Source organism: Lyticum sinuosum (assembly GCF_034471385.1).
In the GTDB taxonomy this organism is placed as follows: Bacteria; Pseudomonadota; Alphaproteobacteria; order Rickettsiales; family Midichloriaceae; genus Lyticum; species Lyticum sinuosum.
This window is the reverse complement of sequence record NZ_JARGYU010000004.1, coordinates 1-23,027: the sequence shown is the minus strand read 5'-3', so window position 1 is coordinate 23,027 and position 23,027 is coordinate 1. Positions and strand designations below refer to the sequence as shown.

The 23,027-nt window shown below is 23.6% G+C and carries 17 protein-coding genes and 2 tRNA genes; 9 read left to right on the top strand and 10 right to left on the bottom strand.

Features of this window, described 5'->3' with window-relative positions; genetic code table 11:
• A partial coding sequence (locus tag Lyticum_RS04120) for a hypothetical protein (RefSeq protein WP_322499064.1) occupies positions 1-1,957 on the bottom strand: 1,957 nt, incomplete at its 3' end.
• Between the two features lie 304 nt (positions 1,958-2,261).
• On the opposite strand from Lyticum_RS04120, the gene Lyticum_RS04115 reads away from it, so the two are divergent.
• The 3 genes from Lyticum_RS04115 to rplO all read left to right on the top strand — a co-directional run bounded on the left by Lyticum_RS04115 (position 2,262) and on the right by rplO (position 3,963).
• Positions 2,262-2,337 (top strand) — tRNA-Met (locus tag Lyticum_RS04115).
• A gap of 97 nt (positions 2,338-2,434) precedes the next feature.
• A complete protein-coding gene (locus tag Lyticum_RS04110) occupies positions 2,435-3,013 on the top strand; it encodes a 30S ribosomal protein S5 (protein WP_322499063.1) in 579 nt (192 codons plus the stop codon).
• Between the two features lie 452 nt (positions 3,014-3,465).
• Positions 3,466-3,963, top strand: coding sequence for a 50S ribosomal protein L15 (gene rplO, locus Lyticum_RS04105; protein WP_322499062.1), 498 nt, complete (start codon positions 3,466-3,468; stop codon positions 3,961-3,963).
• A 585-nt stretch (positions 3,964-4,548) separates the two neighbouring features.
• Here rplO and Lyticum_RS04100 read toward each other — a convergent pair.
• Complete coding sequence (locus tag Lyticum_RS04100) at positions 4,549-4,989, bottom strand: hypothetical protein (RefSeq protein ID WP_322499061.1); 441 nt, start codon at positions 4,987-4,989, stop codon at positions 4,549-4,551.
• Between the two features lie 611 nt (positions 4,990-5,600).
• On the opposite strand from Lyticum_RS04100, the gene Lyticum_RS04095 reads away from it, so the two are divergent.
• The 3 genes from Lyticum_RS04095 to Lyticum_RS04085 all read left to right on the top strand — a co-directional run bounded on the left by Lyticum_RS04095 (position 5,601) and on the right by Lyticum_RS04085 (position 9,754).
• On the top strand, positions 5,601-6,524 hold the full coding sequence (locus tag Lyticum_RS04095; RefSeq protein WP_322499060.1) for a hypothetical protein: 924 nt from the start codon (positions 5,601-5,603) through the stop codon (positions 6,522-6,524).
• Positions 6,525-6,649: 125 nt separating this feature from the next.
• Positions 6,650-8,506, top strand: a complete 1,857-nt coding sequence (aspS, locus tag Lyticum_RS04090) for an aspartate--tRNA ligase (RefSeq protein WP_322499059.1) — start codon at positions 6,650-6,652, stop codon at positions 8,504-8,506.
• Positions 8,507-8,599: 93 nt separating this feature from the next.
• Positions 8,600-9,754: a uroporphyrinogen-III synthase gene (locus tag Lyticum_RS04085; protein ID WP_322499058.1), complete on the top strand. Its 1,155-nt coding sequence runs from the start codon at positions 8,600-8,602 to the stop codon at positions 9,752-9,754.
• A gap of 167 nt (positions 9,755-9,921) precedes the next feature.
• On the opposite strand, the gene lepA is transcribed toward Lyticum_RS04085, so the two are convergent.
• The 6 genes from lepA to Lyticum_RS04055 form a co-directional block, all read right to left on the bottom strand.
• Entirely contained in the window at positions 9,922-11,730 is a 1,809-nt protein-coding gene (gene lepA, locus Lyticum_RS04080; RefSeq protein ID WP_322499057.1) for a translation elongation factor 4, read from the bottom strand.
• 54 nt (positions 11,731-11,784) lie between these two features.
• Entirely contained in the window at positions 11,785-12,597 is an 813-nt protein-coding gene (gene tsf, locus Lyticum_RS04075; protein WP_322499056.1) for a translation elongation factor Ts, read from the bottom strand.
• Positions 12,598-12,624: 27 nt separating this feature from the next.
• Entirely contained in the window at positions 12,625-13,368 is a 744-nt protein-coding gene (rpsB, locus tag Lyticum_RS04070; RefSeq protein WP_322499055.1) for a 30S ribosomal protein S2, read from the bottom strand.
• Between the two features lie 352 nt (positions 13,369-13,720).
• A complete protein-coding gene (locus tag Lyticum_RS04065) occupies positions 13,721-14,386 on the bottom strand; it encodes an ABC transporter ATP-binding protein (protein WP_322499054.1) in 666 nt (221 codons plus the stop codon).
• A 50-nt stretch (positions 14,387-14,436) separates the two neighbouring features.
• A complete protein-coding gene (gene rpmG / locus Lyticum_RS04060) occupies positions 14,437-14,607 on the bottom strand; it encodes a 50S ribosomal protein L33 (protein ID WP_322499053.1) in 171 nt (56 codons plus the stop codon).
• Between the two features lie 271 nt (positions 14,608-14,878).
• Positions 14,879-14,965 (bottom strand) — tRNA-Leu (locus Lyticum_RS04055).
• Positions 14,966-15,344: 379 nt separating this feature from the next.
• Between Lyticum_RS04055 and mutS the strand changes: the two genes are divergently transcribed.
• Both mutS and Lyticum_RS04040 read left to right on the top strand, forming a co-directional pair.
• Complete coding sequence (gene mutS, locus Lyticum_RS04045; RefSeq protein WP_407659034.1) at positions 15,345-18,119, top strand: DNA mismatch repair protein MutS; 2,775 nt, start codon at positions 15,345-15,347, stop codon at positions 18,117-18,119.
• 103 nt (positions 18,120-18,222) lie between these two features.
• Entirely contained in the window at positions 18,223-19,929 is a 1,707-nt protein-coding gene (locus tag Lyticum_RS04040; RefSeq protein WP_322499052.1) for a hypothetical protein, read from the top strand.
• Between the two features lie 26 nt (positions 19,930-19,955).
• Here the strand turns inward: Lyticum_RS04040 and Lyticum_RS04035 are convergent, their stop codons facing one another.
• A complete protein-coding gene (locus Lyticum_RS04035) occupies positions 19,956-20,708 on the bottom strand; it encodes a prepilin peptidase (RefSeq protein ID WP_322499051.1) in 753 nt (250 codons plus the stop codon).
• A 366-nt stretch (positions 20,709-21,074) separates the two neighbouring features.
• Between Lyticum_RS04035 and Lyticum_RS04030 the strand changes: the two genes are divergently transcribed.
• Positions 21,075-21,767: a hypothetical protein gene (locus Lyticum_RS04030; protein WP_322499050.1), complete on the top strand. Its 693-nt coding sequence runs from the start codon at positions 21,075-21,077 to the stop codon at positions 21,765-21,767.
• A 638-nt stretch (positions 21,768-22,405) separates the two neighbouring features.
• Here Lyticum_RS04030 and Lyticum_RS04025 read toward each other — a convergent pair.
• On the bottom strand, positions 22,406-23,027 hold a 622-nt coding region (locus Lyticum_RS04025), incomplete at its 5' end, for a hypothetical protein (RefSeq protein ID WP_322499049.1).

Below are 23,027 nucleotides of genomic sequence, written 5' to 3'. Positions count from 1 at the left end.
AGCTTGATTGATTATTAAATACACTTCTTAACTCCCTTCTATTCAGTGATGTTGATAATAGTGTATTAGGTTGAGGCATACCAGATGCAAAAAATAACATTCTTTTCGTTACTTTTTCATCCGATAATTCTTTAAGATTATTAGCTGTATCTTCATCAGCTAAAGCATTAAGGCCCTCAGGATCAGCACTAGCTAAAGTAAGTAAATTAGCTTTAACAGTATCATCAGCTAAAGCAATAAGATTTGGTGTAATATTCGGATTAGTGATAGGATCAGCATTAGCTAATCTACGTAAATTATTTTCATTAAGACTGATAGGATTAACACCCGCTAACTTAAGAAGATTAGCTTTAACAGTAGTAGCAGCTAACTCAAGTAAATTATCTTTATTATTGGATAAATCAGTAAGATTAGTAGTAGTAGCAGGTACAGCTAAAGCAATAAGATTTGTTGGAACAGTAGAAGAATTAGGATTAGTAATATCAGCGCCAGCTAACTTAAGTAAATTAGCTTTATTATTGGATAAATCAGTAAGATTAGTAGTAGTAGCAGGTACAGCTAAAGCAATAAGATTTGTTGGAACAGTAGAAGAATTAGGATTAGTAATATCAGCACCAGCTAACTTAAGTAAATTATCTTTAACAGTAGTAGCAGCTAAAGCAAGAATTTCAGTTTTCTTATCAGTCAAAGCAGTGATATCTGGATTACTTTGTGGTCCACCTAAAGATGTAAGAATTTCATTTTTCTTATTAGCTAACTCAATAATATCACTTTCTTTATTAGCTAAAGCAATAAGATTAGGTTTATTACTAGCTAAAGTAACAAGATTATCCGAAACATCAGTAGTACTATTTTTTTGTATAAGATTCATTAATCTTTGCAGTTCAGATGGAGTTAAATTTACTGGAATAGGTGTTTCAACTGGAGTAGGTGTTTCAACTGGAGTAGGTGGTTCAACTGGAATAGGTATTTGAATAGTACTAAGATTATTCGAAGTAACAGATCCTGGATCTTCTGAAATTAAAAGATAATTACTATCAACAATATAATCATTATAACGATTACCATAATCATTATCAATAGATCCAAAGCCTATTTTATAAGTTCCATCTGTAACTACTGAAATAACTTCTTTAGTCCACGGAATAATTGCATTTTTATCCATTATAATAGTCCCAGGTTGATATCCGGGTTTTTCAGTATCTAATTTTTTAGCACCATTATTATTAACTCCTCCTACTACACTTCCACCTCTTGCAAGAATTTTAAAATCAACATTTCCATCTTGTTTACTTATAGTATAAAAAGCAGTACCTAAATCAACAACATTCCCATATATCCTAGGTATATAAGTCCAATAGAATTCATAAGAATTTCCTGCTATTAATTGAAAATCTTTACTTATATATTGATATCCATAATAATAATTTAAATCATCTATATCACTATAAGGATACAAGGAATTTAATGAATCTAAAAGTAATATATCTTTAACTTTTTTATTTGATTGTCCATTTAATGTTCCTGATGAACTAAGACCTATCGCATGATCAATATCATTATTTGTAATGTTATCATTTATTTGTTCTATACCACAAGCTTGTACTCCAAAATAATATTCATTATCTTTTGGTTTAAATTGTGATATATAGTGTGGAGTTAGACTATCATCAACTTGTTTTATATTCAGTGCTTTATTGGATAAAATTGCTCCATAAGGATTATAATTTTCAGTTACACCATCATTTCCAGTGTCAAATCCAGTTATAGAATTCCATCCTTGAGCAATTATATCAGCAGAAGTTAAAGTAGTCCCAGAAGTAGTTTCAGTTATTGTAAAAAGTTTATCAGCATATATTACTGTTGGTATTGTTAATACTGTTGAAATAGATAATGAAGATAATAGAATAATGAAGTTTTTTCTATATTTGATATAAGATGTTGTAGATATATTCATATAAAATAGTATAACAATATAATCATTAATCAATACAACTAACAATTGTATATTGTGTCAACAACTATAAGTTTATATATTCTCTTTACATATTTTTGTTATATATTTTACAATTCTATATAAATTTAAATTTTATATATATTATGAATATTCATTCTCAGTTTCTATTTCAAGAAATTAAAAAATCTTATTTCTTATTGATTATTTTATAATTGGAAATATTAAAAATTTTTTTTAAAAATAAAAATTTTACTCTTGTATTCATTTATAATTTTTGATATAAGATAATAGTGTTGTTCATTTGGGGGCCTTAGTTCAGCGGTTAGAACGCACCGCTCATAACGGTGTTGTCGCAGGTTCGATTCCTGCAGGCCCTACCAATCTGGATTCATATTATTAAGCTGTTTTCTTAAAAACAGAAAATTAATATGTTTATAATATAAAAAATATCTAGCAAAAATAACTAAATAAATTACTGTGAAAGGAAAATCAAAATCTTCTTCGGGAAAATCAGATAACCTGAAATCTTTTATTATACAGATAAAAAGATGTGCAGCTGTAAAAGATGGCGGTCCTCAATTCTCTTTTCGTGTGTTAGCTGTTGTTGGTGATTGCAGAGGCTCTTGTGGTTTTGGTTCTGGTAAATCACCAGACATAGCAAACGCAAAACAAAAAGCATTACGCAAAGCATCAATGAACTTAAAAAGAATTCAATTAAAAGGTCGTGGTAGGAATCTATCATTATATCACAAAATCAGTTCTTCACATGGTGCTACAAAAGTTATAATGAAACCTTCTAGAGGAACAGGACTTAGAGCGGGTGGGGCAGCAAAATCACTTCTTCAAGCTTTAGGTGTAGAGAATGCAATAGTGAAAATTATTGGTTCATCAAATTGTTATAATGTTTCTAGAGCTGTTATGAATGGCTTGGAATCTTCTCAATCTCCTAAAATAATTGCTTTAAAAAGAGGAAAAAGTATATCCCATATAATGGGAAGTCGCAATAATACTCAATCGCAAGATAAAATAGAGGAAGTTTCTTTTACTGGACAGTAAAGAATAAGAATATCAGTAGTTATTAATAATTATTCTTATATAGTCTTTATAATCTTTATAATATAATTTTATAAAATTTATACTTATACAAGTTTATAGAGTAATATACTGATTTATTATATTTATATAATAAAATTTATATGATAAAAAAGTTAGAGATTTCTGAATATTTTCTGAATATCTGATATAGTACTTTTTTTCACTATTAATTTTTCAGTAAAATTCTTTTGAGAATTTATTTTATAATTATATCAACTATTTTTTTCTAAGAATTTACAAGATTTGTCTAAGTTTTTTATTTTTTAAATAAATAATATAATTAATATACTAATTTTTTAATACTATATCTGTTGCACAGATAACTGATATATTGTATTATATTTATCTGTACTTATAAGTACAAAAAATAAATCATATAAAGATTAAATTATTAGTAATTTTCTAAAAATATAATGGTTAATATTTCAAATACTATTCTAAATTTCTCATTGAAATCATTTCCACTTCATCCTGGATCAACTAGAATAAATGGTGGAAAAAAATTAAAACATAGAGTAGGACGTAAAGGTAAGTGGCGGAAAACATCTGGAAGAGGTGGAAAGGGACAGACAGCAAGAAGTGGTAGCTCTATAGGACATTTTGAAGGTGGTCAAACTCCACTACACAGAAGATTGCCTAAACGTGGTTTTAAGAACATTAATAAAAAACAATATAACGTATTGAGTGTTTCGCAATTAGCTTTTATTAATGAGAAGCATTCTATGAATAATAATATTACCAAAAATCATCTTATAAAATTAAGATATATAAAACCAAATCTTCCTATTAAAATTCTTGCTCTTAAAGATGGTGATGTCTTATCTGCTACACTGACAGTTGAAACTCACAGTATTTCTAAAAAAGCTGAAGAACAAATTTGTATAAACGGAGGTCAAATAATTAGAATATAAAAAGAATTATATATTTTTTCTTAACTTAGTATTTTTATAAGTAAAAATTTGTAATAATTATTTTTTTATATAATTAAAACTTTTTATATAATTAAAATTATTAAAGATTTCATTTCTATTAATTATTATTTTTTTTACCTTTACTTTGATGCTCTGATGTTATCAGAAATTCAGAGTATCAAAAGATTATAGTAATTTTTAAAAAAGAAGATAAATAAAAATTTTATATTATTAACATCGATTTTACACACAATATTGATAATAATATATTATTTTATTCAATATATAAATTTTTTGATAAAAAATTAGAATTTATAATAATCTTTATAAATACATATTATTATAATATGTTTAAATTTTAACGATATTTTTATTTAAAATATAAAATAATAGTTTATATTATTTACATTATTTTATTTTTTTTGATAAAAGAAATATTATTAAAGAATTTTTATAATTTATATTTTTTTATGAATATGTTATTAACTATTTTTATTATAGGATTTATTATAAAATCAAATTGTGGTTTTATATAATTTTAGATATTATATCTAATAATTGTTCTCTAAAATAGAAAATTCATTATTATTTATTAAATCTAGCTATATTTTTTATAAATTGTTGAAGTATACCATATTTTGTTTCTCCAAATGAATCATATTCTTCTTCATAATCTTGTTGAAAATTGATATTTTCACAATTGTCAAATTTTGTATTTAATAATAAACCAGATTTATCAAATTCAAGAATAGTGATATGGTAAGATTGAAGTTGATTGACACGGATTGGCTTTCTAATAGTTTTTATATTTATGTAGTAATATAATGTTTTATCATATTCATATGTTATAAGAGTTGGAAAACCAAAAGATTCCTGAACATCTGATATAGTGCTTTTTTTTACTACTAATTTCTCAGTAAAATTCTTTTGAGAATTTATTTTGTAATTATATCCACTATTTTTTTCTAAGGATTTACAAGATGTAATGCAGGTAACTAAAAAAACAATATAAATAAACTTGTACATTTTTAATATATTTTAAAATAAAATCTCTATAGTTAATTATTTCTATACTAACTTGTTTTAAAAAAAAATTTATAGTCAAATACTATTATAAACTATATAAATTTTAAATATCTTATAATATTATTATTTGTAAAAAATAATGATAGAGAATGATTATCTAATGTTAGTTAAATAAGTATACGAATTTTATTTATGAATTATCATGAATTGTCAACAATATTTATAAAAAGATCTGATTTTTGTTTATAGAACAAATTTTATTTTTATAGAATCATATTTTTGATTTTCAAATTTTATTTATATACTTTCTTTATTCTTTAAAAAAAATTAAACTAAAAAATATGTAAAATAATAAACAATATAATTTATATTAATTTTATTTTTCTTACTTTTTATTATAAATATTAGATATTTCAAATTTTATTTATATACTTTCTTTATTTAAAATCTTTATTTAAAAATTAGTAAATTTTATACAAATTTTTAATAAAAAATAATAATTATAATATTATACAAATATAATACATCATAATATATAATTTTGTTGATTTTTAATAAAACTTATGTATAAATTTATTATAAAAATTTATTAATTTCAAATATATCAATATATGCAAGTTTCGTCTTTATCAATTGAAGATATTTCGTTTTCATTTCAAAATGAAAGATTTAAACGTATTTCTTATGAATTTCTAATGAAGATGAAAGCATCAGATAGTAAAATAATTAAAATAATTTCTTTCTGTTTTCTTTCTATCTTTGATAATGCTAAAATAGCAGTTTTCCCAATGATTTTATGTTCTATTTCTAATTTTACAGAAAACATATTGAATCAAGGATTAAAGAATGGAATAAAAACTAGTTTTTATAATGCAAAAGATGTAATTAAAAAACTTCCTTCTGGTTTTGTTGTAGCAGTATATGAAACATTTCCTATATTTCAATCTCTCTCATTACAAAATGGGTTATTTACAAATATATTCAATATAGCATATTACATGACATCACTCATTATTGAATCCATAGTTATATTAAAAATATTAGATCCAATTAAATCTTTTATTATGAGAACAGATTACAGTTCTGTTAGTTTAAGTAGATCTACTATTCAATCTCAAATCAAAAATAACTTACTATATAAATTGCTCTCTATACCATTTTCTACTATAATTTATGCATATTATAATAGTCATTTAATAAATGAAGAAGAAAAATTCGAATTTAAGAAAAAGGAATATCCTACTATTTTTAAGTTAAGCAACTCTGAATTATCAAAACCACATAATAATCTATTATGTGAGGTATTTTTTGAATTTGGAGATAAAAGTGTTAATTATAAACACTTAGATGAAAATACTACTAATTCTAACACATCTGATTATAATAGTATTGATAGAAGAGATTCTAATTTAAATAATCAATTGATTGTTTCTTCTATCAATTCTAGAAAGAACAGTGATGAATTTAAAAAAATGAGTAGATCAAATAGTACAAGTACAATAGATTCAATTACAAATTTAAATATTGAAATTTAAGCTTATAATTTTATTATTAATAATAATAAGATTGAGTCTTAAGTAAGAATTCCACTTGTCAAATCTTATTATAAGATTTATGATTACTCATCAAATAGTGTTTTATAATTTGAAAAAATTTGACAGTGAGTTCAGGATCATTTTTAAAATCAATATATCGTAATTATACTTGTGGTGAATTAAACATAAACCATATAGGAAAAAATGCAAAACTTTGCGGATGGGTCCATAAAAAAAGAGATCATGGAGGAATACTTTTTATAGATCTTAGAGATCATTATGGAATAGTTCAACTTGTTTTCGCAGAAGATCAAATTATTGATGATAAATATAGTGATAATAATGAAAATATATATTATCAATATATAACACATAATAATTTTGAAAATCTTATATCTATTTCAAATGAAAGTATTTTACTAATTGAAGGTACAGTTCTCGCTAGATCAAATGATACTATTAATTCGAATATTCCAACAGGATACATAGAAGTTCGTATTGAAAAGTTTATGATTGATTCTATTGCAGATCCATTACCATTTCAAGTAAGCATAGATGATAATTGTTCAGAAGAAAAGAGATTAGAATATCGATTTGTTGATCTTAGGAAACAAAGATTACATGAGAATATTTCTTTGCGTAATAAAGTTATAAGAGAGATTCGTGAACAAATGTATTGTTTTGGTTTTAATGAATTTCAAACTCCTATATTGACTGCTAGTTCACCTGAAGGTGCAAGAGATTTCGTAGTACCAAGTCGCAATCATCCAGGAAAGTTTTATGCTTTGCCACAAGCTCCTCAACAATTTAAACAAATGTTGATGATTGCTGGATTTGATAGGTATTTTCAAATAGCACCATGTTTTAGAGATGAAGATGCACGTGCTGATCGTGCACCTGGGGAATTTTACCAACTAGATATAGAGATGTCGTTTGTAGATCAAGAAGATGTTTTTAAGATAATTGAACCATTAATGCTAAATATCTTTAAAAAATATGGAAAAAAACAAATTAATAGTGATAATTTTCCCCGTATAACATATAAAGATGCTTTATTAAAATATGGATCAGATAAACCAGATTTGAGAAATCCAATTATTATACAAGATGTTACACAAGTATTTGCTAAATCTAAATTTCTTACTTTTAGTAATAGTATTTTAAATAATAATTTTGTAGTACGTGCTGTACCTGCTTATTCTTCTTTATCAAAATCTCGTAGCTTTTTTGATGGAATGAATCTTTATGCTCAGGAGGAGTTAGGAGCTAAGGGATTAGGGTATATTATATTTTCTAATGATAATGTAAAAGGCCCAATAGCAAAATTTCTTAATGATGATGAGATCGCTGAGTTGAAATCTATAACAGGAACTTCAATTGGAGACTCTTTATTCTTCATATGCGATGTAAAAGACAATGCTTCAAGAATATCTGGAAAAATTCGAGATAAATTAGGAGAAGATTTAAATCTAATTAATCAAAATGAATATAGATTTTGTTGGATTGTAGATTTTCCAATGTATGAATTAAATGATGGTAAAATAGATTTTTCTCATAATCCATTTTCAATGCCACAAGGAGGAATTAATATACTTAATGAAGCTAATACAATAGAAAAAATTTTAGATATTACTGCATTTCAATATGATTTAGTGTGCAATGGAATAGAACTTTCAAGCGGCGCTATACGTAATCATAAACTAAATATTATGTATAAAGCATTTGAAATAGCTGGATATAGTAAAGATATGGTAGATAATAACTTTATAGGTATGGTCAAAGCACTTAGTTATGGTGCTCCACCACACGGTGGAATAGCACCAGGAATTGATCGTATGATAATGCTTTTGACTAATGAGTTAAATATAAGAGAGGTTATAGCTTTTCCTCTTAATCAAAGAGGAAATGATCTTATGATGGGTGCACCAAGTATAATTGATCAAAAACATCTTAAAGAACTCAATATAAAAATTATTACATAAATATAATATTTTTTATATTTAATAAATATTTTTATACAATATAATTTATATAAATTAAATTATTTAAATATTAAATAAAATCTATAAATTTATTTGAACAATAAAAAATCAAGCTTAGTAATAATTACAAGACTAAAAAATTTAGGAATAAAAACTAAAAATAATTTATCTAACCATAATATAAAGTCTCTTATTATACCACTAATTAGGTGTAAAAAACTAGAATATGATTCTTTTATTCAACAAATTAATAAAATTATTATCAATAATAATATTTCTAGTATTAATATTATTATATGTAGCCAGAATGCAGTAGAAATTCTGCATTCAATGATGAAAAAGTATAATAAAGATAAACTAAAGTTTAATATAGCTTATTGTGTTGGTAAAAAAACAGGCGAAATGATTGATAAATATAAAATATCAAAAGAAAATATTATATTTGAAAATGCTTTATCTTTACTTTCATATTTAAATAATTTTAAGTATAAAAGAAAAAAAGATGCTTTTATTGAATATAATAAGGAATATAATAAAGAATCAGATATAAAAAATATAAAAATCATTAATTTCACAGGAGTACCACAAACTATAAATTTTGCAAAAGAATTAAATAAAAAAAATTATCAAAAACAAAAATACGACTTAAATATAAGTAATATATATTTATATAAAATGATAGCTAATGATAATACTTTTATATATAAAAAATTAAAAACTTCTATAAAAAAAATTTATAAAAGCTTATTAAATAATCAACAAAAATATTTAAAAAAAATAATATTTCCAGTATATTCTAGTAACTCAGCTCAGATTTTAGTAGATTATTTATATAAAATAGCAAATTATTCTATAATAATAGAAAAACAAACTAGAAATCTAATTAACAAAAATTCCTTTAATGAAATAAATTATTATAAATATTTTGAGGTTACTTATGTATGTATGAGTCAAAAAATCGCGAATTATTTATATAAATGCTTTTGTGATAAAATTGATCAGATTATTGAAAAAATACAAAACAATTATAATCTAGATAAAAATATTTTTAATAAAAAATGTATTAATAATAATATTATTAATAAATATTCTAAAGATAATATTAAAAAAATAAGTATTGCAAATGTATTACATCTTCCAATAAATTATGATCAATTAGAAGATTTAAAAAAAAAAAGAATTTTATATAGTGATATTTCTTCTGAGAACTCATTAATAACAATAATAGCAAACTTAGTGGAAAGTTAATAAATAATCATTAATTAATGGAATTAATTTGATATAAAAATATTTATTATCATTATTAATATAATACAAAGTTATACACATTTAATATTTTTACTATATTATATAATTGTATAAAATATACTAAAATTTAATAATGAAATATTTTTCACAGATAAATTTTTACTCTTTTACTCATTATCCCCTGTTTTTAAAACAGCAATAAATGCATTTTGTGGTATATCAACCTTTCCTATAGAACGCATTCTTTTTTTTCCAGCTTTTTGTTTCTCTAATAATTTACGTTTTCTTGTTACATCTCCACCGTAACATTTAGCAAGAACATTTTTCCTCATAGCATTAATAGTCTCTCTGGCAATAATTTTTCCACCTATTGCTGCTTGAATAGGTATAACAAACATATGACGAGGAATAAGATTTTTGAGACGCAAACAAATTGCTCTTCCTTTTTTTTCTGCATGTGATTTATGAACTATAATTGATAAAGCATCAACACTTTCTCCATTAATTAATATTGTCATATTAACAAGTTCACTTTTTCTATAATCGTATTCTTCCCAATCAAAACTGGCATATCCTTTACTACAGGATTTTAACTTATCATAGAAATCATAAACTATTTCATTTAGTGGTAGTGCATATACTACCATAACTCTTGAATCTATAAAAGATAAGTCAATTTGCTCTCCTCTTTTTTCAGTACATAATGATAAAACATCTCCTATATATTCTTCTGGAACAAATATAGTAGCTTTAATCCATGGTTCTTCCATGCTTTCTATTTTTACTTGATCTGGTAAATCGCTTGGATTATGAATTTCAATAATATTACCACTTCGAAGTTTAATTTTATATATAACACTAGGAGCAGTAGTAACTAAATCCAAGTCAAATTCTTGCTCTAAACGTTCTTGAATTATCTCAAGATGCAATAATCCAAGAAATCCACATCTAAAACCAAAACCTAATGCAGATGAGCTTTCAGATTCATATGTAAAGCTTGAATCATTTAAAGAAAGTTTTTCTAAGGAATCTTTTAAATGAATAAAATTTCCTGCATCTGTAGGATAAAGTCCACAAAAAACAACAGGCTTACTAGGTTTAAATCCAGGCAATGGGAATAAACATGAATTCACCACAGAAGTGATAGTATCACCTATTTTACAATCTGATACTTGTCTTATATTACATGTTATATATCCTATTTCTCCTGGATATAAAGCAGCTACACTTTTTTTCTTTGGTGTAAATATTCCTACATTTTCTATTGTATAATTAGCTGATGTTGCCATCATTTGTATTTTCATCCCAGGAGATATATTACCATCTATTACTCTGATAATTACAACAACACCTAAATACTTATCATACCAACTATCGACTAACAATGCTTTTAAAGGAGAATTAATATCACCAATAGGTGGAGGTAAATATTTTATTATATACTCTAAAACTTCTATTATACCTTCTCCAGTTTTTGCAGATATATTTATCGTATTATCTGTTGGCAAACCTATAATATCTTCAACTTGTTTTTTTACACGTGTTATATCTGCTGATGGTAAATCAATTTTGTTAAATATAGTAATAATTTGTAAATTATTCTCTATAGCTTTATAAACATTTGTTAATGTTTGAGCTTCTATGCCTTGAGTTGCATCTATAACTAATAAAGCACCCTCACATGCTGCTAGTGATCGACTAACTTCGTATCCGAAATCAACATGTCCTGGTGTATCAATAAGATTAAAAATATACTCCTTGCCATTTTTGGAGCTATATTTTAATCGAACAGTTTGTGCTTTTATTGTTATTCCTTTTTCTCTTTCTATATCCATAGAATCTAAAACTTGTGACTTCATTTCTCTAGATTCAAGTCCACCACAAATTTCAATTAAGCGGTCAGCTAAAGTTGATTTTCCATGATCAATGTGAGCAATAATAGAAAAATTGCGAATCAGGGATTGATCTATATTCATATTCATTATGTACTATATTTTTTTTATATATTTCAAAATATATAATATTATCAATTAATTATTATCAACTGATGCAAAAATAAATCCTGTAATTTTAGCATCATATCCTGCCTCTTCTATCATAGATGATATTTTAGTACTACCATCCATAGCATATTTTTGTTCTAATAAAACAGAGTCTTCATGTTCTTCTTTATCTTTTATTTGATCAAACGATAAGAATTTAGGTGCAGCAACTACTATATGAACAACCATATCACGTGCTAATTTCTGAATTATTGGATTTGTATTATCATTACTTTTAATTTTTACAACAGCTGCTCTTTTTCCACTTATTCTTGGAACATAAGAATTATGAACATAACTTTCAAATATTTCATCATTATTTTTAGACATTACAGATGCTGAAACTGGTATAATATTTTCTCCCATGATTCCTATATGCTGTTTAATTACATCTAAAACACTCATATTATTATCAGTATTATTATCATTCATATTTATAATAACATTTCCAAATTGTTCTGAATTTAACTGACAATCACTAAATTTATTAACAATCTCATTAGCAATATGAACTGCTAATTGAGTAAATTGTTCATTTTTTGCAACAAAATCTGTTTCACATCTAAGAACAATAATAGCAGCTTTATTTTTATTTTCGTTAAAAACTAAAACAGATGATCCATTTTCTGTAGCTCTATCTGATTTTTTAGCAGCATATACCATTGCTCTTTCTCTGAGCCAATTTTTTGCTTTTGATATATCTCCAGAACAAGATTCTAATGCTTCCTTACATTTACTTATTGGAGCCTGTGTTTGATCCCTAAGTTCTTTAACTAATTTTAAATCTATTTTTTCTGACATACTAATTATTTTATTATTAAAGTTATTTTATAATTCAGAATTTTGTAATACTATATTACTATCAGTTAATTTAATATCTGTTCCACCTAAACTTTCTTGAATACCAACAAGTGCTGCTTTTGCAAATAAACCATAAAAAAATGAAATACTTTTTATAGAATCATCATTACCAGGAATAACATATTTTATTTCTTCTGGATTAAAATTTGTATCTGCAATAGCACATATTGGAATACGTAGTTTTTTTGCTTCTTGAAGCGCTACTTTATTTTCTTTTCCTATAATAATTACTAAGTCAGGCAAACCACCCATATTACGTATCCCTCCAAGATTTCTATTTAAATTATCATATTTTCTTTGGAGAATAGCTTTTTCTTTTTTTGTCATTTTTATATCTTCATCTTGAAGAGTACGTGAGTATTCTCTCATTGTTTTTATAGAATTTTCAATTGTAGATCTATTAGTTAACATCCCTCCTAACCACCTCTTATTTACATAATATTGTCCACAAGAAACAGCTGATTTTTCAGTAATATCAGCAAAGTTTTCTCTTGATGAAACAAATAATATTCTACCATTTTGAGAAGTAATACTTTTTATAGCATTAAGAGCTATATTTAATCTTTCAGCTGTTTGTTCTAAATCTATAATATGAATATTATTTCTTTTACCAAATACATATTTAGCCATTTTAGGATTAAGCTCTATATGCCCTATATGAACACCATTAGTGAGTAATTCTTTTATAGTGAAAGTACAAATTTTTTGCATTTTTTATTTATTATTAGCATTTTTGGTTTGTTTTTACATTATGTGATTTGATTTAAAGAATGTTTAATGAATCTTTCGAAAAAACATAATATATTAATTTTGAATATAAATTTATCTTTTATAAATATAAAATATAATTTCTAAACAATTAAAATACTCTTAAATACCAAAAATTATTCACAAAAATGAATGATGGATTATTAAATAAAATATCACATCATCAGATATACTTTAATATATAATAATTATTATGTAAAATATAATATTATTTTATTTAGTATATAATTTAATATATATCCTATATAATATGAATAAACGTTTATTTTTTATAATAAAAATAAAAAATTAATAATTAATACAATAATTTTCCATCTTTCATAATTATTTTTCTATCGGCAATTTTAGAGCATTCATTATCATGAGTTGCTATTAGAATTGTTATATTTTTATTCAGAGATAAATATTTCAACTTTCTCCAAATTAAATTAGAATTCACTGAATCTAAATTTCCAGTTGGTTCATCGGCAAGTATAATTGGTTTATTTGCAACTATGGCTCTTGCTATTGCAACTCTTTGTCTTTCTCCTCCGGAGAGCATATGCGGATATTTATCTATTAAATGTAGTATTTCAAGAAACTCAAGTGATTCCTTTGCTTTTATATAAGTTTCTTGTTGAAATTTACCTGATATTGTTAAAGATATAACAATATTTTCGAGAACAGATAGCTCTGGAAGAAGATGATGAAATTGGTAAACAAATGATATAAAATTTGCACGAATCTTGGATAAAAACCTATCAGTAGATTTTTGTTGATTAAATATACATTCATTTAAAATGAATAAGGAACCACTATCTGCTTTTTCTAGTAATCCTATTATATGAAGTAAAGTACTTTTGCCAGATCCAGATGCACCAAATATAGCAACTATTTCCCCAGAACAGACTTCTATATTTACATCTTTAATAGAAAATTCACTAGAATACTTTTTAGAAATGTTTAATCCACGTAAAACCAATTTTTTTATATATGAAAACAGTTTATGAATTTTAACATCACAAAAAGTTATTATGCCATTTTATGCTCTTCAAACATCACTCTTCTTCTGATTTTTCTATCGTATTTCATTTTTTTTATTTTTTTCCCCTTGGATCCGTTCACAACGTAAAAAGTTCCAGTCTTTGCTGTGCTTATTATTCTAATAAGCCCTCTTTTTCTTTTTGTTTTTTTTACAGCCATATTAATAATTTATAGTAAATTAACAGATATTAATAAAAATGTAGTAAATGGTTTTACTAAAAAATAATACTAATCTTTGATTATTGATTAAAAAAAATAGATAGTCAATAAAAATTAGAAATTTATTGAAAAGACAAAAAACATTCAATAAATTAAATTTACTAAATAATTTTTGTTTTCATTTATATATTTATATAAGTAACAAGAAATTATCAAAATTAAATAAAAGTTTTAATATTTTATGATAATATTTTATAATTTATAATTTATATGGTACCCAAAAGAAGACTCGAACTTCCACAACTTTTCAGTTACTAACACCTGAAGCTAGCGCGTCTGCCAATTTCGCCATTTGGGCATATTAGTATGATAATTTACTGTTGACCATTTATTTATATCATGTCATTAAAAAAAAATAAATATATATAAATAAAAAATATTTTAAAAATTAATTTAATTGTATATTTTATTAATACTAAATCACTATATATATTATCTCATTAAAATTTACCTAAATATGAGAAATTAGTATTTATTTTATATAATAAAAAAACATATTTATAAATATATAATAACTTATATAATAAATGCTTAAACTATAAAAAATATAATATTTAGAAACAAAGTTATAAAAAAAATAGAAAATCATTTTAATAAGTAGAAAAATGAGTAGAAAAAAAAATAATCTCAATAATATTAAAAATTCAGATCATGAAGCTAAAGCTAACTTAACTCCAATGATGGAACAATATTTTAGTATTAAGAATAATTATCCTGATACTTTACTACTTTATAGAATGGGTGATTTTTATGAGATTTTTTATGAAGATGCAAAATTAGTAAGTAAAGATTTAAGTATTGTATTAACAAGTAGAGGAGATGGAATTCCAATGTGTGGTATTCCATACCATGCTATTGATAATTATTTACCTAAACTTGTAAAATTAGGCTATAAAGTTGCTATATGCGAACAACTAGAAACGCCTAATGAGGCAAAAAAACGTGGCTATAAAAGTGTTGTGAGACGTGAAGTTGTAAGAGTTGTAACTCCTGGGACTATTATTGATGAATATATGCTTGATAATTCTAGTAATAGTTATCTTGCATCTATTTTTTTTGTTAAAAAAAGAACTAAAATTAAAAGTCATGATAATATTAATGAAAATCTAGATATTAATAGTATAAATAAATTTTCAGTTGATAATAATCAATCTTTTAACGATAGTAAAACAAATATATCTTATAATTATTTTGAAAATCCTGATAATAATAATTATGATAAAATTGACATAAATCAAATTGATATTGATAAAAAAATTATAAATTATACGAATAATTCAATAAAATTAGATAATACAGAAAAATTTGAAAATAATATTGAAGATAATAATATAATAAATAAAAATGATAATATTGATTATTCAACTAAAGTTGCAATAGCATGGGCCGACATTTCAACTGGAGAATTTATAATTAATACTGTTGAATTATCTCATCTACATGATGAGTTATATAGAATAATGCCACAGGAAATAATTGTTCCTGATAGTTTGTCATCTTTTCTTGAGGATATAATAGATCTTAATTCTATAAAAGCTATAACTCGTAGACCTAATCAAATGTTTTGTTTTGACCGTGTGCGTACTAATATTACAAAACATTATGGAGTCTCTTTCACTGATGGATTTGGAGATTTTACAGAAAACGAATTATCTGCGGCTGGTGCTCTTCTGGAATATATAAGTTATACCCAAAAGGATTTAGCTCCATTACTCAAAAAACCTTCTAAATTACGCTCTAAGGATTATCTTCAGATTGATAAAGCAACTCGCAAAGGTTTAGAGTTATGTTATAGTATTAATGGTGAGCATAAAAATACTCTTTTTAATGTTTTAAATTATGCAAATACAGCGTTTAGTCGTAGATTATTAAAAAATAATATTATTTTTCCATTAACGAATGTTGAAGTGATTAATGATAGATTAGATAATGTTGAATGGTTTATAAAAAATCCTTCTATAAGGAAAGATATTATGAATATAATGAGCAGCTTACCAGATATTGAAAGAATTGTTATGAGAATAACAACTCGAAGATGTAATATTAATGATTTACTTGCAATACGTAATATTTTTTCAAAGATTTTTTCAATCTGTGAAATATTGTATGGTAACGATGATTTAGTAAATGGATTATTATGTTTAAAAGATCAATTAGGTGGCGCAGAACAATTAAGATATGAACTAGAACAAACATTTAGAGAAAATATTATAGAACAGGACGGAATACAAAGTTTTATACGTCCAGATTATAATATTCAACTTGATAAATTATATGAGCAAAAAAAACAAGAAATAAAAAAGATTTCTGAGTTAGTTGAAAAATATAGAATAATTACCAAAATTGATAATTTAAAAATACAATATAATAATATTATTGGGTATTACATCGATATCTCTCTTAAAAATGCAAAAAATTTAAATAATCCTTTATTTCATCATAAACAATCTCTTGTTAATAGTGCTCGTTATAAAACTGAAGAACTCCAAAAAATAGAACAGAACCTTCTTTTTTATACTGAATCTATTCAAAATTTAGAAATAGAAATAATGAATAAATTAATAAGAATGGTCGTAGAATATTCAGATTCTTTAGGAATTATTACTTTTGCATTAGCAAAAATAGATATAGCATGCACATTAGCTCATGTAGCAGACATTTATGGTTATACACGGCCTAAAGTTACAAATAATACTATTTTTAGTATACATGGCGGTAGACATCCTATTGTTGAAAGAAATGTTGACAATTTTACATCTAATGATTGTAATTTAAATATAACTCATCAAAATAGTAATGAGATAAATTTTGATTTATTAAAAAATGATAAATATGAAAATAAAGTAATTTTACTTACTGGACCTAATATGGCTGGAAAAAGTACATTTTTAAGACAAAATGCTTTAATTGTTATTATGGCTCAAATGGGCAGCTATGTTCCTGCTACTAATGCTCAAATAGGAATTGTTGATGCAATATTTAGTAGAATTGGATCTGCAGACGATATTGCTTCAGGCCAATCAACTTTTATGGTTGAAATGCTTGAAACTGCTAATATTCTTAACAATGCTACAGATAAATCATTATTAATATTAGATGAAGTTGGAAGAGGAACTTCAACATATGATGGATTAGCTATTGCTCATTCTATTTTACATGATATACATGAGAGAATTAAAGGACGTACTATTTTTGCAACGCATTATCATGAATTAAATGAAATAGTTAATGAAATGAATCGCTGTGAATGCTATCATTTAGAAATTATTGAAAGAGGAGAAAGAATCTTTTTTACTCATAAAGTCAAACTAGGATATGTAGATAGATCTTATGGCATTCATGTTGCTGCACTTGCTGGAATACCCCATCAAGTAATAGAAATGGCTAAACTTAAATTAGATATGCTTTTAGCAGTAAAAAAACAAGTAAAAATTATATCTAAAAGTTATTAAATATAATAAATAAAAATAATAAGTAAAATACTAATAAAAACTAAAATATTTAATTTTTAATTAAAAATAACAAAAATTTTAATAATTCTCAAAAAAATAAAAAATGTCAAACGATTTAAAGTTAAATGATTTCAATTGTATATCATCTCATGAATATAATAATAGTTATTATTTAACAAAAAATGATGATGAGAATCTTTTTTCTTATATTCTCAATAATCTCAAAAAAAGTAGTCTAAAAATAACATCTGAAAATCAGATATCTTCTCAAAAAAATACATTAGAAGATTCAAATATAAATAATAAAGATATTTACAATAATCCTGATAATAATATTAATTCAACAAAAAATTTAGATTCTCCAAAAAGAAATGATGATTGTATTAATACAGAAAATATAAAATCTAATATAATAGAGAACTTAGAAACAAATCATAATGATAATTCTGATATATATGCTGATATATATGATATTAATTCTCGTGTAGAAGATTTAGAAGAAAAGCAGATTAATTTACATGATAATAAAGATAAAGATATAAATATATATGATATTAATTCTTATGTAGAAGATTTAGAAGAAAAGCAGATTAATTTACATGATAATAAGGATATAAATATAGATAATATAGATAATGAATATTCTTTATATAATCTCTCAGTAATAGATAATCTTGATGTAAATAATAATTTTTATGATAAAGCAGATGATTGTATATTAGAAAATGGTCTTTTGGTATTCAAAAATTATTATCTTATACCAAGTATGTATAACTCTTGGTGTAATAATACAAACACAAATCAATTTCCACTAAAAAGAATAGATATAGACTATTCGGATAATAAAATAGAGTATGATGATAATAATATATCATCTTTTGGATATATTGAAAATTTATACTATATTAATTTATATGATAGTATATTTAAAAATACTGATAATTTTTCTGATGATAATTCACCTATTAAATATCAAAAAATACAAAATGGGCTTTTTGATTTTAATAATTCAGCTTTAAATTTTAATTTAAGTAATTATGATATTATTGAATCTATAAAAGATATTGATTCAGAGACAACATTTGCACTGCAACAGATAAATTTAAAAAATTTTTATATTCCTGAATATAGCAATACTTTAGTAACAGTGAATTCTAGCTTGGAAAATGAAGATACAATAGTATTATCGAATGCAATAATTAATCAAATAATTGCAAAACTGAAAATAGAAAATGACAATAATGTTTCTCAATTTAAGTTAGAATTATTTCCTAAAAAATTAGGTTATATAGAATTTGATTCTAAGATTATAGAGAATGAAATAATAGTAAAAATTTCAACAGAAAATTTTTCTACTTTACGTTTATTACAAAATAATATTAATGATTTATATAAAATAATTCATCCTATGTTGCATAATAAACATGAAAAAATATATAATCCGAATAATATTAATAATAAAGAGATTACAATAGTATTTGATCTCATAAAAAATAAAAATGAGATATTTGATGATAATAATCAAAATTCGGAATATTATAATAAACAAGATTATAATGGGGCATCTGATTATAAAGAAGATAAAGGGTTCAATTACAAACAAAATCCGCAAGATAATCCAAAAGATAATTCACAAAATTATAATATTAATATAGATAATACTTTTACCAACGATGATGATGATAAAAATGTATTCTTACTAAAAGATAGTAATAATATTGAATATATATATTCAAAAAGTAAATTAAATAAAATTTATGATAATATTAAAAATACTTTATATGATATAATTCTTAAGAAAAATTTTTAAATTACTAAATTTTATAAAAAGTAATATTAAAAATATGAGATTATACATAATAAAAATAAACATATAGGATAAGAATATATTATATTTACATTTGATAAATATTTTTTAGAATAAATTTTGTATTTTTTTTCGAAAAAATACATTAAAGTATAAAATATCATAAATATAATAACAAAATCGAATTTATTACCATAAGTCGCGGAAATTGTACCAATTGAGATAAAAGTAGGAATATCATTTTTATAATTTTTACAAAAAGATAAAATAATAACTATAGTATATAATATTCTAATAAAAAAATCACTAAATGAGTTACCATTTAATATTTGATTGATTAATCTTAAGAAAATTAATGTAATAATTATATTATAGTATATTTTTTGTGACTCAAGATATATAGCAATATTTAAAATTATTGCAAAGCAATATAAAGAAGATATAAGAGCATCTTGACAATTTGCTTCAGTAAATCCATTTGAGCATTTTATAGCATAATTTAATGGTAGTGATATAGCAGCTATAATTTCTATATAAGTATAAATTATTGGAATTTCTGATTTACAATAATTACACTTTCTACCTACGAATATCCAGCTCAATAGTGGTAAATATTCATAAAATTTAAGTGGATGATGACAAAATCCACAAAAAGGTTTAGATTCAAGATTAACTCCTCCATCAAAGTTTAAATTACGTGGTATACGATAAATTAATGTAGTTAAAAGATTTCCTATAATTAAACCGATAAATAGTAGAAATATATATATAAAAGAAAGCATTTTGAATGAATTTTTAATTTTAATTTTTTCTATTTTTTATAGAAAAATTTCCTATAAAATATATTATTATTTATTCATTATTTATTAAATCTGCTATGTAAATAATTTTTTATATAACCAGATTAAATTTTTATATAAATAAAATTTACTTTATAAATTTATATTACTAATAATATTATATTAATTTTTATATGAAATAGTATAATTTATTTGATATTTGTAAGGAGATATATATATTTATAAAGTATAGAAAAAATATAGAATAAAAGTTTTCAATTTGATATACTATTAGCGTTTTATCCAATAATCTTACAATTATTTGATAATAATAAATTTAATCAAAATATTTTATTTTTTTAAAGCTTTATGCAACAAAGTAATCAAATTCCATATGAAATAGTAATATCTGGCAATTTAATAGGATTTAAAGACGAAAAATTACTAATTAATAAACAGCAGTTAAATAAACAAATTAATGAACATCAGAGTAAAATAATTAAAAATATTGAAAAAGAAAAGTCCATATTTCTCCTAGGAAGCAATGAATTATTTAAAGATCAAGATTTTGTAAAAATAGCTTGGGAAAAAGAAAAAGAATTACGTATTCAAGAAGAAAAATGGAAAATTGGGAAAGAGCTATTAAACGATATTGTAAATGAGATTTTTAAGGGTATTGATTTTAAATTTGATACCAACAAAATTCTTCTTAATTGCGATTTTGAACCTGGTAGAAAAGATCTTGATATATTTGAGAAAAAATTAAAAAATAACAGTTTATATAAAGATAAATCAGTTCAAGAAATAGAAAATTCATATAAAGAAAAAAAGAATTCTTTAATTAAAATTTGTTTTGATATGGGTTTAAATCAAGAGGAAGCAGAATTGAATTGGAAAAAAATGAAATTAGAGGAAATACGGTTAACTATGGATTATATGGTATATAATCAGAATAAAAATGAACAAAAAAATATAAAAGAGGGTGTAAATGGTAAAAATGATCCTAAAAATGTTGTAAAAAATGCAGCAAAGAAAGAAGATCATTGTTGTAAGCTTTATTAAAATCTATCTTTGATAACTATTTTTCAGGCTTTTAACTGTTATTGAACTAGTATCTTCATTGATACTAGTTTTTTCTTTTGATTTCTTCAGATTTGCAAAATTCGCAAAACTTCCTTTGATAGAATTTATATTATTTGCGAGATCTGCTTTTTTTCGAACTTTTTTCTTCAGAATCTGTTTTTTTAGAAGTAATTTTTTCGAAATCTTTTGTTATTTCAAGGTTTTTTAGTTTTTCTTCAGATTCGCAAAATTCGCAAAACTTCCTTTGATAGAATTTATATTATTTGCAAGATTTGTTTTTTTTAGAACTAATTTCATTAGTTTTTTCGAAGCCTTTTGTTATTTCAAGGTCTATTTATTTTTCTTCAGTTTCGCAAAACTTGAAAAATTTCCTTTAATAGAGCTCATATTATTTGCGAGATTTGCTTTTTTAGAACTAGCTTTTTTTAAGTCTTTTTCTAAATTAACGCTTTTTTCTAAATCTTTTGTTATTTCAAGGTCTTTTTATTTTTCTTCAGTTTCGCGAAACTTGAAAAATTTCCTTTAATAGAGCTCATATTATTTGCGAGATCTGCTTTTTTTCGAACTTTTTTCTTCAGAATCTGTTTTTTTAGAAGTAATTTTTTCTAAATCTTTTGTTATTTCAAGGTCTTTTTATTTTTTTTCAATTTTGCAAAACTTGAAAAATTTCCTTTTATGGAACTCATATCACTTAAAAGATCTTTTTCTCGCGAATTATCCTCATTAAAACTAACTTCATTAGTTTTTTCGAAGTCTTTTGTTATTGTTTGTTCAATATTATTTAACACAACACGTTTTTTAAGCCTCTTCTGAACATCTCCCACAGTTATTCCCACTTTTTTGAAATTTTCCTTATTTTTATTCAAATATTCGGTAATTTTGTGTGGTTTATCGGTATTTTTCTTAAATTCTTTATCCATTTGATCTAATACAGGTTTTGCCTTACTATTCTGATTAATCAATTTTTGTGCATCTTTTTCCATTTCCTCCTGTATTTCCCTCTCTATTTCCTTTAATTTATTTATTTTTTCCTCATTAGAAAAATTTGGGTCGTTTATTAATTGATTTATTAAATTTTTAGTATCTTTTACTGTTGCATCGATAATACTTGCTATAATTTCCTCCGTTACTGGCCATTTCAGTATTATTTCAGAATTTTCTCTATTATTTTGCAACTTTTCTTCTTTTTTATTATATTCTTTTACTTCCTCAGCGTTCACTGCCGCGATATATTCCTGT